This is a genomic window from Nocardia carnea, assembly GCF_029868855.1.
GTDB lineage: Bacteria > Actinomycetota > Actinomycetes > Mycobacteriales > Mycobacteriaceae > Nocardia > Nocardia carnea_A.
Genome location: NZ_JARWOV010000157.1, coordinates 1 through 17,704 on the forward strand (window position 1 = coordinate 1; position 17,704 = coordinate 17,704).

1 protein-coding gene and 2 pseudogenes are annotated in these 17,704 nt (G+C 66.8%); 1 reads left to right on the forward strand and 2 read right to left on the reverse strand.

The features are described 5' to 3' along the window. Both QH195_RS14295 and QH195_RS35255 read right to left on the reverse strand, forming a co-directional pair. Positions 1-15,984, reverse strand: a pseudogene (locus tag QH195_RS14295) (hypothetical protein); the annotation flags it as partial. A 477-nt stretch (positions 15,985-16,461) separates the two neighbouring features. Then, a pseudogene (locus QH195_RS35255) lies at positions 16,462-16,842 on the reverse strand (DUF4185 domain-containing protein); the annotation flags it as partial. On the opposite strand from QH195_RS35255, the gene QH195_RS14300 reads away from it, so the two are divergent. Further along, a partial coding sequence (locus QH195_RS14300; protein ID WP_280435711.1) for a hypothetical protein occupies positions 16,738-17,704 on the forward strand: 967 nt, incomplete at its 3' end. The pseudogene QH195_RS35255 and the gene QH195_RS14300 sit on opposite strands and share 105 nt — an antisense overlap.

Here is a 17,704-nt window from a genome sequence, read left to right on the forward strand (position 1 = left end):
CCCCCCTCCGCTCCGCCGCCGGGGGGGGGCGTCGCCCGCGCCCCCCGCGCGGGGGGGCGGGGGGGGGGGGCCGCGGCCCCCCCCCCCCCCCCCCCCCCCCCCGGCCCGGAAGTGTCCGGCGACCTTCTCGTCCGCCGGGACATAGTAGTTACCCGTGCGGACCGACCGCACCGCGTTCCAGTACTCGCCGTGCCGCTGACTGCCGGTCCGGCCGAGATCCTCGGTGCGGCCCAGCCGTGTGGCCAGGTGTTCTACCGCGATCCGATGTGCTTCGTGGCGAGCCGAATCCGGCTCCTGCGCACCCAGCGCCGTGAACGCGCGTGTGAACGAGATCCGATACAGCTCTCGGTCGGGGTCCGGTGTGAAATGCCGGTAGCCGAGTGCGCGGAGCTCCTCCTCCAGCCGGTAGCGGGCGGCCGCTACCGTCGCCTGCTGCAGTAGGGCCGTGGCGACATACTCGTCGCGGTCCGCGTAGTCGTCCGGGTCGACCGTGGGCGTGTGCGGGTCGAGAGCGATCGCGGACCGCTGGATTTCACCGGCAATCTCCAGCACCCATTCGACCGGGTCGGGTACGGCGGTGACATTGTGCGGCATTCCGTGCTCTTCGAGGAATTCCAGGATTTCTCGGCCGGAGCGGGTGCGGTGCAGCAATTCCATCGCACCGAAGGGGAATTCGATCCGGTAGGGTCCGAGCCAGGCGGTGCGGAACAGGGCGGCCTCGGCCGTGCCCGGCGGATCGGAGGTTTCGTGTTCGACAGCGGATGCGAAGAACCGCCACGGCTGCCCGGGATCGTGTCCGGTCGGCGCGGCACCCCACTCCTGTTCGTCATCATCCGGAACCTGGTACGCCTCGGTTGAATCGCCCCGCAGCTGGGCCAGATCCCATTGGGCGAGTCGATTGCGGACCGCGAGCCGATCCAGCAGGTGCTGGGCCCCGTCGTCCGGATTCGACAGCAGCCATCGGCGGATATCGTCGGCCAGTTCGTCCTCGGCGAGGTTGTCGAGATCCCCCGGCGTGTAGCCGAACTCCACGCCGAGCCGCTCGCCGATCCGTCGCCACTCCTCCCGCGCGACGGTGCCGAAATCGACGCCGAGCCGCCCGCCGAGCCGCAGTAGTTGTGCACGCACAGCGACCAGACGCGACCGAACCGCCTTGTTCGCGGCCGCCGTCAGTCCGCTCACCTGCTCTATTGCCGTCTCGAACGGGGCACTCGACCCAGGTTCGGGGTGTACGGTGTCGGTCACCTGCGCACCCGCGCGGGCCCAGGCATGATCGACGAGAACCCGGTCCAGCGCCCAGCCGATCCGCTCCAGTTCCTCGTCGAGCGCGTCCGTATCCTGCGCCCAGGACTCGTCCCGGCGTGTCCCGTCGAGCAGGTTGTCGCGGCGCACCTCGAACCAGTTCCGGATCCGGGTGACCGCCGCACGCACCTCCCCGGCCTCGGCCTCCGGTTCGGGTAGGTGAGCTGCCGGATAACCGATACTCACCGCGAGGACATTGAGCGCGCGGACGACGGCCGCCGCGCGTTCGGTGGCCGCGATCCGAATCTGCCCCTCGACCCATTCCCGGTGACCGGATACCGCGGAGTCGCCCGCAGCCGACTGGGCAGCGTCGGGGTTGCGAGCGGCGGCCAGCTCAGCAGTGAGACGGTTCGAGGTCTCGGTGGCGGCGGTGTATTCGGAGAATTGGACGAGGACTTCCAGGCGGCGGTTCAGGACCCGGTCCAGTTCCGTCTGCTCCGCGCGATGGGCAGCGCGGGTGCCGGCCAGTTCCGCGATCCGCCAGGTCTCGTCCGGATCGCCGGGTCCACCGGTGAGGGTTGCCCGCAGGCGGCGGGCATCGGTATCGAGAACACTCAGGATCTCGGTGGTGCGTGTTCGCACCTGGTCGATATCGTCGAGGTCGGCGGTCTGTTCCAACTCGGCCTCGGCCGCGTGATCACGCAGAGCTTTCTGCGCCGCGTTCCGCCGCTGCTGCATCAGCATCCGCGACTCGGTCCAGGCCGCGGAATATTCGCGCATCGCACTGTTCCACTGGTTCAGTACGTCGCTGCGGGCCTGTCTCGGATCGGGCCCGGAGGGGCGAGCCGGGTCCTCTTCCGCACGGTGGTCGGGATCATGCTCACGCAACTGGGCCCACGCCGTATCGGCAAGCGCCAGCAGATGACGGCGGTACGCCTCGCCGATGCGCTGCTGCAGCTCGTTTTCCCGGGCGGCATAGAACAGCGTTGTGCGTTCTTTCCAGGCGGGCAGGTGCGCAACGATGTCGTTCCCAGCGGATTCGTCAGCGGCCGAATCGTATTCGTAGCCATCCCACGGCATATCGTCCGCCGGTAGCGTTTCGTCGCCGTCGCCGGGATCACCATAGGTATCGCCGCGTAGCACCGCTATCAGCTCGTCGACATCGGCCGGACCGAGAGTGCCGCCTTCCACTTTGCGGTGGATCTCACGAAGGTCGGATTCGGCCACTGTGGCGGCGATGGCCGCGGCCTGCTCCAGCTCCGTTCGCAGCTGGTCCACCGTCTCGCCGAGAGGATCGCGCGGGGAATCGGCGAACCCGGAACTGTCCCGATCGAGGCCGGGCAGACCGTCGGTGGCGCGGTGGTAATCGGCACGGCCACTGTGGAATTCGATCGCCGCGTCGAACAACTCCCACAGGTGAGCCCTGATATCCGATGCGGTGCCCGCCAGTTCACGCCGCTCCAGCTGCGCCTTGGCCGCATCGACCAACTGCTCGCCGATCAGGCGCAACCGGTCCTGATCACTGCCCGAGGACAGCAGTTCCATCGCCGCGTCTACCAGGCTCGACGTCTGGGTGCCCCGCGATTCCGCATCTTCCGCCCGCAGATGGTCGACGAGTGCGTAGAGCCGTACCAAACCGGCCCGGGCCCGGTCCTCGGCTGCCTCCCGCCACAGCCGCTGCCAATGGCGGACTTCGGTTTCGGCGGCCGGCGCGCGGGCGGGGTCGTCCCAGATCGCCAGCTGTAGTTCGGCGGAGTAATAGGCCGCTGTCGCCTCGATGGTTCTGCGGCGCCACCGCATGGTTTCGTGCAGAACGCCGCGGGCATGCCCGCTCACCCAGTCGGCACCTTGATCGGCGAGTGTGGCTCGGTCGGTGTCCGGCACCGGGGCCGCGAGCTCATCGCGCTCATTCCTGATCGCCGGGTCGAACTCCGCAAGCAGAAGCTGCGCCTCGCGCGCGAGGTCGGCAGGCCCGTCCACGGCACTCCAGTCGAGCACTCCGAGGAAATCCGCGGCATCGTCCAGTACCTGCAGGGCGTGTTGCTGCCGATTCCGCTCCAGGAACAGGTTCGCGGCTACCAGCGGATCACGTTCGGCCGGGAGTGGGATATCCAGGTTTTCGGGATCATCCGGCCCAACCACGGTGGCGACGGCGTCCGGATCCGGGCCCGGGCTGGACGCCGCGAGCTCTGCACTGCCGGCGGCGCCGCTCGGTCGCGCCATTCTGGTATTCACCGCCGCGTCGGACATCCGGTTCGCCTCGGCGGTCGCAACCTCCGCGAGCGCGCGGCCCGCATCCGCCGGAGTCTCCCCGGCGCCGATGACACGACCTTCGTCCGCAATGGCAAACTTTGCGAACTCCGCGAGACCCCGATGATATTCGGCAACTGCGGTCTGTGCGGCAGCCAGCAGCCACGACATCATGGTCCACAACTCGACGTCGTTTTCGGCCCGGAGGCGGCCGAACAGCTCCGATTCGACAGCGGCACCGAGGGCGGCCGGGGTTGCAGCGGGTTCGAGTCCGAGCCGATCGGCGATCCGGGTCAGCTGATGCGCACCGGATGCACTGCGAGTGAGCGCCATCCGCATGGCCAGCTCGCGGACCTCGTTCAGCGCGCACTCGGCCGCCGCGACCTCGGACGGACCGGCGGCGCCCAGCTGTGCTGATCGCCATGCGGCGGTGTGAAGATCGACCGCCCGGCCGACGGCTTCCCGTTGCAGGTACCGCAGATCTTCGAGGGTGCGTGAGGTCCGGCGGTCGATCCATTCCGTCCGTGGCAGGATATCGGCGGCCGACTCCCCCGGCTGGTCCTCGAACGCGTCGATACGAGTCTCCACAGCCGCGACGAGTTCGAGCATCCGGTGCGGATCCGGGGCAGCGGTGTCCTGCCACGGTATGGCGACCCCGAGTTGCCGCAGCCGACCCACGGCCGCGGCGAACCGGGCGGCCGCCTCGGAATCGGAAGTATCTAGGCTTGGATCATCCCGTTCTCCGGCCAGACGCCCTCGGCCCGATGCCGGCCCATGATCCGCGCCACGGTCGACGCCACCATCCCGTGTATGGCCCCGTTCTGATCCTGGAACTGCAGCGTCGGCTTGTGGATGGTCAGCCGCTGGTCCATCTCCTGCGTCCCACCGAACTGATACTCGATATCCGCCGGACCGTCCTGGATCAGGCGGTAATACACCAGCAGTGCCATCAGTATCTCCTTCTGTTGCGAACTCCACGGTGATCACCGGGCGGGCGGGGTCTTCGTGCGAACACTCGTCCCATTCGGCGCGGTGCCGTTGAGCGTAGGTGCCACCGCCAGGAGCCGGCCGGGCGGCGATGATCTCCCGGATCGCGGCCCGGCCCGCCCGGCGCCCGGCCTGCAGCGCCGCGGAAGTCAGCCCCTGATCCCGTCCGATCGCGAAGAGCTCCGCCTGAGCAGCGTGATCACCTCTCGCCGCGAGCGCCGCCGACCCGGCCTTGCGATAGAGAGAGGCAAGCGGGCTGCCCGGGATGTGCTCGCCGGTGAGGGGAGCGATCTGCCGGACGAGTTCCGCCGCGTCCAGGTCGAGCTGATCGGAAACATAGCGCCGTCTGCCGTCCGGGCCACCGTAACGCGGGTGATCCGGTCCCGGGTGGTCCGAGTGCACGAATCCCCGGCTGTTGCCGCCCGGGGGCTGCCCGGATCCGTCGGACGTGGGTTCGCGGGCCGAGCCACCGGCATCCGGGTCTCGATCGCCGGGGGAATTCTGAGGCCCGCCTCCTCCCGGCGGACCCTCTCCGGGGCCTGTGTTGCCGGGATCGCTGTCTCCCGGATCGTCATCTCTTTCCGGATTGTGTTCTGCAACAACTCGTTCGGCCTCGAAGGCCATGAACAGTTCGAGCGGCCCCGGATAGTCCTCCGGGGTGTGATCGTCGAGCTCACCGGGATAATCCAGGGGCATGGCCGGATCTGGAGTCTCGCGGATAGCCGCGAAATCGGCTGCTGCGCTGTAGAACGCATGGGCGGACCGGTGGACGGTGCGGGCGATCGCGTCCAGTTCCGCGGTGTCTCCGGAGGCGGGCCGATCGGCGAGCCGAGTTCGGATATCCCGCTCGAGATCGAGGAAGCTCTCCAGATTTCTGCGGCGCGGCGGTAATTTCTGTTCGCGCACACCGATCGCGATGGCCGCGTCTTCCAGCGCGGAGTAGGCCGCCCGCCCGCGTTCGATGGTCGTACCGAGCGCGGCGATCCCCGATTTCTCGGATTCCTCCAGCGCCTGTGTCAGCAGGCGGTCATCCTCGGACGACGTTCCGGTGTGGCCCGCGAACGGCAGCTCCGCTCGCATACGCTCGAGGTCGACCCGGACTCGGTCGATTCTGAAACCCAGGTGGCGAGTGGCGAATTCGTCCAGCCCGGGATGCTGCTGCGCTGCCAGTACGGCGAATCGCCGCGCGATGAATTCCTCGATAGCGGTCCATACCGCGGCGACTTCCCGCATGGCGAGCTCGAAACCAGTATCGTCGCCATTGGTGCGCGCCAGTTCCGCTTCGGCGCAATGGATTCGGAGGCGCGCCCAGAAAGTGTCGCGCTGTACGAGGTAGCGCCGTTCGTCGCGCACCCGGGCACGACGGCGCGTCCATCCGGATTCGCTCGCCGCGTCACGCTCGACAGCTTCGGCCTCGGCGACAGACCACTCCCCGATCAGATCCATCAGACGCCACGGACTCGGGCTTCCACCGCCAGGTGTGTCGGTGATCAACGTCAAACGGTCGGCGAGCCGCCGCACCACCCTCTCGGCCGCCACTCGCCGTGTCGCATCCAGCGATCTGAGACTGGCCCAGGGCCTGGCGACACCCACGTTCGGGTCTGCGTCGGGGGCCTGCCCGGTGGGGTGGCCGCGCCACAGATATAGGGCCTCCCGGTATACCGTTTGCCAGAACTGGGCCTGGTCACCGGCCCGATCGGCGGTGTCGAAGGCATGATAGTGGGCACCGATGGACACGGCGTCGTCCAGGAAATCTGCGAATAGTTTCGGGCCCGCCCAGGCACGACTACTCGATCGCTGCTCCTCGGCCGAGCGCGCGTCCTCCATCTTGTTCTGGATTGCCCGCACGATCTTGGGCGGTTGAGTCCCGGTGATTCTGTTTCTGAAGCCGAGGTTCACCAGGCGTCGCTCAACAGTGCGCGCGTCGAGTGCGGCGTACTGCTCAGGCATGTCCCTGCGTCCCTCTGTCAGGTCGGGACCAGGGACTTCACCGCGGAGCTCTGTCTCGAATTCCAGAGCCGAACGATACTTGTCGAGCGCTTCTTCGGCCTCGCTGGACAGTTCCGCACAACGGTCCTCGAGGCGTTGTTGCCGCGCCCGGACGAGGGATTGTTCCGGATCGATGACAGGACGCTCGACAGTCCCGGCCTCGGCGGCAGCCGTGAGCTGGCGCTGGACAACGCGGGCGAGTTCGGCCACATCGTCTGTCTCCGGGGGGATCCCGAGTTCGCCGCAGATCCGACGCAGAATGTCGCGGCTCACTCCCTGCCGCGCACGGGCCACCGCGATCCCTGCCGCGGTCAGCTCCTCCAGCAGCTCGACATCGGTCCGCCCGGCATCGAGGACCACCCGATCACGGGATGGTTCGTAATAGGTCGGCCGGGATCCGAAGCTGATCTTCCGACGATCGAGGATCAGCTCGCGCGGATCATCGGGCGGCAGCTGGTCCCGCAGTTCGTCCACTCTGGCCGCGGTGTACTCATCGACCAGATGTGGATGCCAGCCGCCCACGGACGGCACGTCGTCGCTGGGCAGCGGTTCATCGGTCTCCCGGTAGAACACCGCACCGTCGTCGAGGAGGTCGATCTCCCAACAGCGGATTCGCGTACCCGCCGGCGGCTCGTCCACTGCCGTCCGGAGCCACTGGTGATCACCGGGTTTCGCAACAATCCACATTTCTCCTGGTTCGCCGGGGACGATCGCCACCTGCTCCCGGTGCACGGTGGCGCCTTCGACACTGCCGGTCCATTCGGTGAGCAGCGTGTTCGCGACGCTCCGGACTGCCCCGTCATATCGGCTGTCCGCGGCGGCCGTGGCGTCCTCGAAGTCGGCGAGCAGATCCCGGATGTGTCGCAGATCCAGTTCCCTGCGGCGCAACCGGGCGAGCTCCGGCTGCGCGATGTCCCGGCTGTACCCGGCGATCTCGGACTCCACCCGCTGCTGTGCCACCGCCAGCCGGTCGCGGAGCGCGTTCCGTTCGTCGGCGCTGGCCGGGATCCGCGGGTCGACGTCCGATCCGGGCAGGTCGGCGACCTTATCGGCGAAAGCATTCGCGCAGTTGAGGGAGTTGCGGCGGAGCACAGTTCGTTCCCACGCACTCGACCGATTTGTCGCGTGGGAGGCGGGGTCCGCCGGAATATAGCGAGTCCAGCCGGCCGCGGTCCGATCGGCGGTGGCCCCGAACCTTAGCTGCTGTTCCAGCCACTGCCGCAGTTCCGTCGCTGATCTCGCCGGGTAGCCCAGGTGGTCGGGGACGGGATTCCGGAGGGCGCGCACGAGTTCCTCGACCACGGCCCGGGTTTCTTCGTCACCGAGATTCGGTGGGAGACCTTGGGCGCGAAGACAATCGGCGAAGGTCGCGTGGTCCCGAAGCGGTTCGCACAGGTCGTCGTCGATGACCATCCGGTACAGGTGGTCGCCCAGTTCCGTTACGGCGCGCTCGTGCGCGCGAGCGCGCAGTTCGGGGCCGGGCGGAGTGATCGTGTCCCGTTCCAATTCGGCCAGGGCACGACGGACGATCTCGTGGTATTTCCGCTCTGCGGCGCGCAGGTGCGCCGCACGGGTGGCGTTCCCGTTCTCGCGGAGTGTGGCGATATCCGCAGCGGTGGAGTCGAGCGGGCGCGCGCCCGGCACCCCGAGCTCGCGGACCTGAGCCGCGATCCGGAACCGGGCACCCCAGATTCGAGCCTGGTCTGCGGCCTGTGCCCGCAGATTCGCCAGCGGAGGCATCTCGTGCACCCGGGCGGCCGCCGCCCGCCCCGAGGCCGCCAGATCCTCCGCGGCGGCCGATTCGGCCAGCCGCTCGACCGCCTCCGCCGCCGGCACATTCCCCCCGGCGGCCCGCTCGACAATATCGCCGGAGTAGGCGTTCACCTCACCGGGATGCTGTTCTCCCTCGCGAATCGTGTGGTACAGCTCCTTGCCCGCGGGGAGTTGCCGTAGCAGGTCCAAAGTGCGGTCGACCGCGCCCGGCAGCCCTTCGGCAGGCGGTAGGCCATGCTCGGTGGCAGCCGCTGACCGGGAATCGGCCAGCGCTCGCGCGCGTTCGGCGTCGAAGCGGGTTTCCTGCCAGGGTGCCAGCCGGTCGGCCTCGGCGTGGGCGCGTTCCAGGTCCCATCCCGCGAAAAGGCCCAGCCATTCATAGAATTCGTGGCGGAGAAATTCGACATCGGAGCGTCGCTGCGCGATCTGCTCGGCGGGGGTCAGGTCGACACCCCATTCGTCGGTCTCATAGGTATTCCGGACGAGCCGGTCCCAGACGGTGACCATATCCGGGTGGCTCTGTCCCAGGCGGGGCCCGTCTTCCGGGCGCCCGGTATCGGGATCGAGCCGCTGATCCTCGTTCCCGAAGATGTGGTTCTTGATGTCTCCGAGGTTGCGGAGGATCTCGGCGGTATCCGCTTTCGGGAAGATCAGGTTGCCTCGCTCGTCACGCGCCTCGCGGATAGTGCGGGCGATGGCGGCGATATCGTGGGGATCGTTCCTGATGCGTTCGAAATCGGCATCGGCTTCCGCTTGCACCTCGGCATCCATCGGGAAGTCGCGGAGCGCGCCGAAAATTGGCAGCCGCAGCTCGGAGGAATCCGGTTCCTCGGCGTCGTCGGCGTGCAGGATACCCAGTTCCCAGGTCGCGTCGGAGTGTTCGTTCAGTATGCCGACGACCACACCGCGCACGAAATCCGGATCGGGGCCGGCCGCAAGACCCGATGCCCCTTGGGCTTTTCGCTCACGGATCCACTTGGACACGGTGGCCGCCGCAGCGCGCACCGTCGCACCGGTCTCCGGCAATGCCAATGTCCGCTGCACGGCACGGATATCTTCCCACGCACCTGCACGCCGGTTCTCCGCGTCCGTGCACAGCACGTCCCAGAGTTCGCTCGCCGCCCGCTCATAGGAATCCGGCGGGCTCTCCTGGGAATCCGATCCGACGATATCCGCATGTCTGTCGGCATACGCCAGATTCGCGTGGCGCAGTAAGTATTTCGTTTCACGTTGGAGTTGGTGTCGATCCGAGTACGTCTGGCGGTACGCGATCATCCCGATCGGGTTCGCGGCGCTGCGCGCGGATTTCTCCAGCTCGGCGTCGAGCTTCTCGAGTTCGGCGTCGAGCCGGTCCGCGCACGCCTGTGCCCGCTCGACGGTATCGCCGGCACGAGGTAGCCCGAGTTCCTCTTCGATGCGCTCCAATTCCTGATCGATATAGGTCAGGTTCGACGCGATGAGCCCCTGGATATGATGCCAGGTATCGACGGCACCGGCCATCACCTGGCTCGGCCGTAGATCGGAGAAGGACGAGACCCGGCCGCTCCCCATTTCTTCGAGGGATTTCACCGACACGACCGTGTTCTCGGCATTCGGATTGGGTCGGCGCGCTACCAGATCCACTTCCGACCATTGGAGGGCGAATTTCGCCTGCCCCGCCGCGTGTTCGGCCCGATGCGACAGCTCGTGCAGAAGGTGCCGGCGAACAGGCGGGACACCGGCCCGTATCGCCTCCTCCAAGTTCCGGCGCCCACGGTCCGCGAGGCTCGTGAGCTCCTCGACGGTATCCTCGACCTGGTAGAGAAATGACGACCTCCCGGCGACGATCAAGTCGTAACGCGGCCCGGACCCGGCTTCGTGAAGGTCCGTGTCGTGGTCTTGCAACCAACCCCGGTTGCGGACGGCGGCGGCCAGCCGAATGTAGGACCAGGAGTCGACCGAATCCTGGGAAGCTACCAGGGGGGCGATCGGATCCCGCAGGTAATCCGTACCCCTGGCGTAGGGCAGATCTCCCCGGAACCGGTGGAGATCGACCTCGATACGGCAGTTTTCATTGTGCGCCACCGCCGCCTCGAAACCGAGCTCGGCCAGCCGGGTAACTCTCCGGGTCAGCGTGCGCCGGGCGAAACGTCCACCCCCCAGGCGGTTGGCATCCTGCTGCGCGATATCGAACCGCCCCGCTCCCCGGCCGCTCTCGATATCGCTCTCTGTCTTCAATTTCGATGTGGCGACGTAGATCCGGCTGCTGATTTCTTCGGAGATCATCCGGTGCAGGTCACGAATCTCCCTGTCGCCCAATTCGCGCTCACGCACGGCGTCTTCCCCGAGGACTTGGGTCGCCACAGCGACCAGCACATCCCGTAGCTTCGCTCGTCGGATGTCGGCCGCTGTCACGAAATCCTTCCAAGCGATCTGAGCCTCGGCCAGGAATGCGGCAGCGCGCTCCGGTTTTCCGGCGAGCAGCTCCGATTCGGCTCGCGCGCAGAAGGCCCGGAATATCAGCTGATCGAGCTCACGACGTAGCCAGTACAGCTGGGATGCACCCCGCCAGTACTGGAGATCGTCCCAGGGCAGCGGGCCGACACTCTGCGTGCTGGACGCCGCCGACTTGATCTTGTCGGTCTGCTCGTCCAGTAGCCGCCGATACGCGGCGGCCTTGGCGGCCACTCCGCGCCGCCCGGTTCCCTCGGTGCGCCTGGCTCTCTCACTGCGACCGGCTTTGTGTATGCGGCGCATCAGCGCCCGCATATCGCCGACGGCACCTTCCCGGCGAGTATCCGTGAGTTCAGCCAGTTCGCCGGACAGCCGGCCGACCATTTCGCGAGCGGTTCTCCCGTCCGCCGCACGCGCGAGTCGGTGTGGCTCCCCGATCGTCGGCGACCATACTCGCCAGTGTTCGTAGATCTCGGACAAAGCCCCATAATGCTCCTGCAGCAACCACAACGTGACCCGCAGTGCACGGTGCCGCAGCTCGCGCCGCGCCGATACCTGCTCCACTACGGAGAGATCCGAATGCAGCGTTTCGGCCATGGCGAACTCGCGTGTCCGCCAGAGGCTCTCATCCGCCCACTGGCTTGCGGGTATCCCGGACCAGGCGCGTATGTGGCCGAGTAGCTCGGCGGGGTCCTCCCGCAAGACGCTGTGGCCGCTGCGCGTGTCCAAGAGCCTGCCGGACAGTGTCGCCGCCAGCGCCCACACGCGGCGCAGTGCCGAATAGGCACGATCGTTCAGCAGTGCGTGCCCGAACAGGCGGAAGGTCTCCTCCACCGCGCCCTCGGAGGCTCGGTCGTCGCCGGCGCGGCGCGTGTCGCGGGCGAGCGCGCGATAGTAGTCCCGTGTTGCACGGACGACCGGTGCCCGGCCGGCAGCAACTTTCTCAGCACGCTCTCGCACCACAGTGACGAACTTGTCGCGCTCGCCGGGGTCGCCGAAATCACGGTTCGCGAAGTCGGCCTCACCGACGGTGACGGGTTCGTCCAGCTCTCGGCTCCCCCGCGCCCATTCCCCGAATGCCTGCGCCACAGCGGATGAGCTCCGGACTTCGCCGAGGCCGAGGTACTGCGCTACCGCCGATTCCGCACCCCGGAGGCCACCCTCCACCGCTGATTGGCCGGCGGCCGGATAGTGCCCGGGCCGCCAATCCATGACTGTGTGTACCGGCGTGTAGGTGCCACCGTTCGCGGTGTGGACGGCCATGGACCGCATTTCGGCCAGGACCCTGTCGAGAAACTCGATATCGGACAGCCGCTGCCGGTCATCCGGGTAGTCGTCGGCCGCCAGTCGCAGCCAGGTGGTCACCGTTCCCAGGCCAGTGGCGGAGCCGAACAGGTATTTCTTGATCGCGCGCAGATCGTCGGGCGCGAATCCGATCGTGCTCCCGTCGGCGCGCCGGAGCTCGGCGGCTGCGAAACCGGCGATCGTTTCCGCGACGGCCTCTACATCGCCGGTGAACTGTTCGATCACCTCGGCCAGTGCCGCGGCGATATCCTGCTCATATGCGGGACCTTTCGGGCCCCACCCGGTATCGGCGGTCCTCAGGATATGACCGTTTCGCTGCCGGGGATCCGCCAGCACAGACAGCAGTGACAGTTCATCTTCGGCGGCGGTGAGCGCATGTGTCAGCGACTCGGCAACCTTCCCCGATCGCATTTCCACCAACGCGGCACCACGCCGCTCCACCGCGGAACTGTACAGAACCGCGAGCACCCGATTCACGTGTACGGTAGCCGTTTCCAGGTCGGACTCGATCCCGGCGGAACTCGCCATCTCGCGCCGAGCCTGGTAGCAGCCCAGGAGTATGTAGTACGTGTCACGGCGGATATCGGCGATAACCCCGGCCGGAGCGCCCGGACGCTCGGCTGCCGCGTCCAGCCGCCGCATGACTTCGGATTCCCAGGTGTCTATATGCCACGGGCCTGTGACCTCTTCGTCGGAGGTTCCGAGCTCCGGTCCGGCTTCGAGATCCGCGAGGCGCCGCGTGATCTGCTCGAGATCGGCGGCATGGGGTGTCGCGTGTTCGAGGGCGGCCGATTCCGCGCGCCGTGCCACCTTTTCCGCCTCGAACATCAGCGCCGACTCGACTGAACCGGTGCGCTCGACGAGGCGTTCGTCGTGGATATCGCCGGGACGGGTGAGGTCCATCCCGAGGCCGGGATAGTCGGTGATGGCCGCGGTGTCGGCCATCACGACATACATGTCGTGAACCGCCCGCTCGAGCGAGCGGCCGATCTCGCGCAGCATCGCCCGTCGCGCGGGACCGATATCGGGATCGTTCTGTTCTTCGAGCCTGCTCCGCAGTTCGGTGACGGTTTCTTCGAAGAGCACACGCTCCGGCGGTGGCCGCATCGGCTCCGGCAACTGACTGTTCCGCAGTTCGGTGAGAGCGTCTGGGCTGGGCGCCCCGAATTCGGGCAGTATCGTTCCGGGTCGACGCAGACCGAGCGTGACCGCTATCGCATCCACGGCAGCCCTGGCCTGCCTGCCACGCAAGCGCACCGTCGTCAACGCGGCCTGGCACTGCGGCTCGGCATCTTTCACGGCGGCATACAGACGAACACCGTCGCCCGCCGGTCGACCGTCGAATCCGGCGGCCGGCAATTCCAACCGCATCTGGCCGAGGTCGATGCGGGCGCCCGCGGCGCGGAAGCTCGCGTATTCGGTGTTGAAGCGGGCGTGGTCATAGTAGGAGGACAGGCCGGTGGCGGGTTCGGTGTCATAGGGACCCGGGGTCGGTCGCGGATCGAGTGATTCGCAGTACTCGTCGATCAATTCGACGGCCTGCGACCACACTGGGACGACGTCGTCCATGGCCTGGTCGAACCCCTCGTAGTCGCCACGCATCCGAGCCGATTCCGCACGGGCGGACTGGATTCGGAGTTGCCCCCACAGACTGTCCCGGCGCACCCGGTAACGCCGATAGGCCCGCAGCCGCGCCAGCCGGCGCCGGGATTCGGAGTCGCTGCTCGCGTCCTCGACAATGGCCTTCGCCTCGCCGGTTTGCCATGTTTCGATGAGATTCACCAGATCCGGCACCTGCCGGATGATGTCCGGGAGGTCGGTGCCCGCCCGAACGGTGTCGTCCGGGATCAGCCCCAGGCCGGAAACGGTCCGTCGCAGCTGTGCCAGCCCGGAGTCGGCGCGCTCGGTCTCCCGGGCGTCGAGTTCGCGGGAGAGATCCGTGCCTTCGTAGGCACTCCACAGCTCATAGGTGGCGCGCCAGATCCCATGCCGGTACCGGTCTCGCTCCTCCCACACATCGTGTGGCGACTCGTGGAGTCCGGTGGTGATGACCGCGGAGTCCCCCGGCGCGAAAATCAGATCGTCGAGATAGCGGTTGAACGAGTCACCGTCGACCGTATAGGGTTCGCGCACCACACTTTCCGGCCATCGCTCCATACTCTCGAAGCTCTCGTCGACGGCGGTCTTGACATCATCGGGTGACAGCCCCGCGCGGCCCAGGAACCGCATCCCGATCTCCTGGAGGCGCTTCTCGAGCACAGGCCAGCCGGGGGACATCTGGTCGAGCTGCTCCACCTCGGGATCAGGAGTGCGACCGCGCAGGCGCATCTCTTCCATATGGGCGATGGAGTAGGCAACGGAAGCCTCCCAGGACCTGTGTGCTGACGCGATGAGACCGTCATGAATCCACCGCTGCCCCACCCGGATCCGGGCCTCCCCGGGGTCGATCAGCGGCCTCTCGTACGGATCCACCTGGTCGGCCGGCGCGGCCGCTATCCGTTGCCGGACAAGTCTTTCGAGCCGAAAGATACCTGTGATGTCGGCCGGGATTCCGAGCGTATCGGCGATCTCACGCATGATGTCGACGCTGCGCTGCTGCCGATTCCGCACGGCTTCGATCGCCGCATCCGTGAGGTTCGGCAGCAGCCGCTCCGGCCACGAGGAATCCGGGTCGTTCTCGAACGGCTCCCAGGAATCGGGGTCGTTCTCGAATGCGTCCCGGGCTGCCTGCCAGTCGGCGACCTTGTCCGCCGCGGCGTGCGCACCGAAGTACGGGAGGTCGCCGTTGTCCCAGCGCGGGGCGATCTCCCGTGCGAAAAGGCCGTCTTCCATGAGGGACTCTTCGACCACCTCGCGAGCGAACAGCATCAGATCCAGGGCATGCTGTTTCGTCCCGTAGGGACCGTCGTAGTCGCCTTCCATCAGACGGCGGACGGCCTCGTACACGGCCAGGCTCGGGGTGAACCTGCGCCGGACCGGTTCGGTCGACGTATCGTCGAGCAGCCAATGTTCGTCTGTGATGAGGTAGTCGAGGATTTCGTCGATCTGCCCGCGCCGGAAGGGTTTCGGCGCGACGCCCGCCGCGGGCTCCTCCTCGGAGTTGTAGTTGTCGTAGAAGAATTCCCGGTTGTTCTCGAAGATGCCCGTGGAAACCTCGGCCAGGTTCCGCCGAAGCCATTCGTAGCCCCTCTCGGCGGCTTCCGCTTCGTGCGCGGTGGATGCGGGTCCGAACTCGCCGCCGGCGGAGCCGGAGCCCTCGGCCGGAGGGATACCGATATGGATGCTCTCCCCGTACTCACTGATCGGTTCGAGTGCCTCGAGTTCGCCGGATGTCAAGCGGGCCGGGTTCCCCTCGGCATCCACCGGCTGTCCGTGGGCATCGGTCAGGATCGCCCAGACGCCGGTGACCTCCCCGCTCCGATATCCGATCAGCTCCGCCGCGATCAGCGGATTCAGTTCACCGTCTATCGCGAAGAGCACACCGTGGAAATTTCCGGCCGGGTCATCGACCAGCACCGTGCCGTTCTCGTTCCGGAACCGGTACGCATGTGCGCCGAGACCGAGCTCGTCCTCCTGCGCATACCGTTCGACGACCACCGCCGAACAGCCGTCGCCCAGCGATTCCACCGCGTCATGAACCGCCCACAGGCTGTTCCGGTACTCACCCGCCTCCTGATAAGCCCGCAGCCGTCCGTGCTCGCCCGCCCCCTCTTTCTCCGGCCCGAACGCCTCCCTGGGCCCGAGATCCTCCAGCCTCCGGCCGTACAGCCGGAGCTCGGCCTCGAACTTCCGCTGCACACCGAGGTCACTGTGCCCGTACAGCTTCCGCCCCTGCTCGTCCCGCTCGTCGGCCCAATCCGGAAGTTTGTCCCCCTCGGGCCGGACCTTGTCGACCTCCTCCGCGACCCACTCGGCACAGCCCCCCGGCTCCACCTCCAGATTCGGCCCACTGCTATCCACCCTGTCGGCCGGCACCGGCACGCTGCCGTCGAGGGAATCCCCCACAGTGCCGACGCTCCGGACCACGACCGCCCGGCGCGCCGAACCGTCCGCCCCCGCGTACTGCGTGGCGAACCCTCCGGACCTGCCATCCGTAGGGAGTAGCCCGGAACCTCGGGGGAGGGTCTTCGGTTCCTCGGGGAGCGCCGCTCTCCCATCACGCGGAGCGACAGATCCGTCACCTACCGGCTCCCAGCTCGGTTCTGCAGCCGATGGAGATCCGGGCGCAAATCCGGCCGGGCCGGTGCGGGCGTCGGCGGGTTCGAGAGCCGGGGCCCATTCTCGATGAGCGGAACCATCACCGCGGACCCATCCGGGCAGTTCTCTGCCGGGCATATTCAGCCCCGGCCACGGCAGTTCGATCTCGACCGATCGCGGCCGATAGATGCCGGAAACGCGGAGGGTTTCATCGAGCATCGAGCTGTTCGTACTGTAAACGACTCGAAGTACTCCGTCGGAGCTGAGATCCGGAATCAAATGAGCATTGTAGGTGCTGACGTATGCGGATTCGAATTTTCCGACCGCACCCCCTTCCGTGGTTCGATACAGTAATGTCGGTTCAATGAACGGTCCGGTCGGAGACTTGCTCAGATAACCCACGATGTCAGGGCTGAAGAGAGTTCTGGTATCGAAAGTGACGAGCAGATAGTTCTCATCATCCAAGCGCGTTACGCTGTACTCGTTGGCCACGCCTTCCATGACTTCCACAGCATTCGCTTCATCGGCCGACCAGCCCTGGCCATCGTAGAATTCCCAGGTTTGCCGCAGATCATCGCCCTCGACACGGGCGATATGCATAGTTTTCCGCGTACCGTCTTCTCTGGCGCCGTATACGTAGGTGTATCCGTCGACATCGGGTTCCACCCACGATCCCCAATGCACATCCGTCGCACACGGCAGCGGAGTCGTGTCCAGCTTCTCCAATGTGCCGGGATCGAAGCGGACGAGCAGTCGATCCACATTGTCGATGCGCAATTTGCCGAAATCTATCGCGTCACCGAACGCGACCTCACCCTCTCGGCCATCGTTCCACGCAGCGTGCATCCCGAGGAATATGATGTCGAGTGTATTTCGATGAGTGATATGCGAACCACCCATCCAGTAGTAGGTGTAATTCCCGCCGGCCACCAGAGGAGCCGGACGGCCATCGGTTCCCGCCGGGGATATCATCTGGAAATTTCCATCGATACCCATGAAAAGGAAACTGTTGTTCACGATCTCGTTCCCACGAGATCCGTCCGGCGCGATCGGCCCGAGGAAGGTGTCCGAGCCCATCATTACATGGCCGGTCAGCTGTCCTTCGCCGTTACGGACTTCACGGATATAGCAGCTGTCGGCACCGTTCCAATCGGACGAGCCGGCAATGAATCGCTCGATGGCTCCGTTCAGTGCCTCATCGGGGCCCGAGCGCACGATCCGGGATGGCAGGTTTTTCGCGCCGGAAATCTGCCGGTCCATGGGCAATTCGTTGTCGAGCAAGCCGGCGGGAACCAGCGTGGCCTGCGCCCGCCCCTCCTGATCCAGCGTCAGAAGGACAAACCTTGTCTCGACACCGGGCTGCTTCGACATCGTCAACAGCTCCGGGCGGGCCGCCAGTTCTGTATCGACGATCCGGCCGTCCATGGCCGGTTCGACCAGAATGATCAGAGTCGGCCGTTCGGCTTCGATGATGCCGGCGCGTGGGGGCACCCCGCGCGCGCCCAGGGGTGGCAGGGTTTACCCTCCG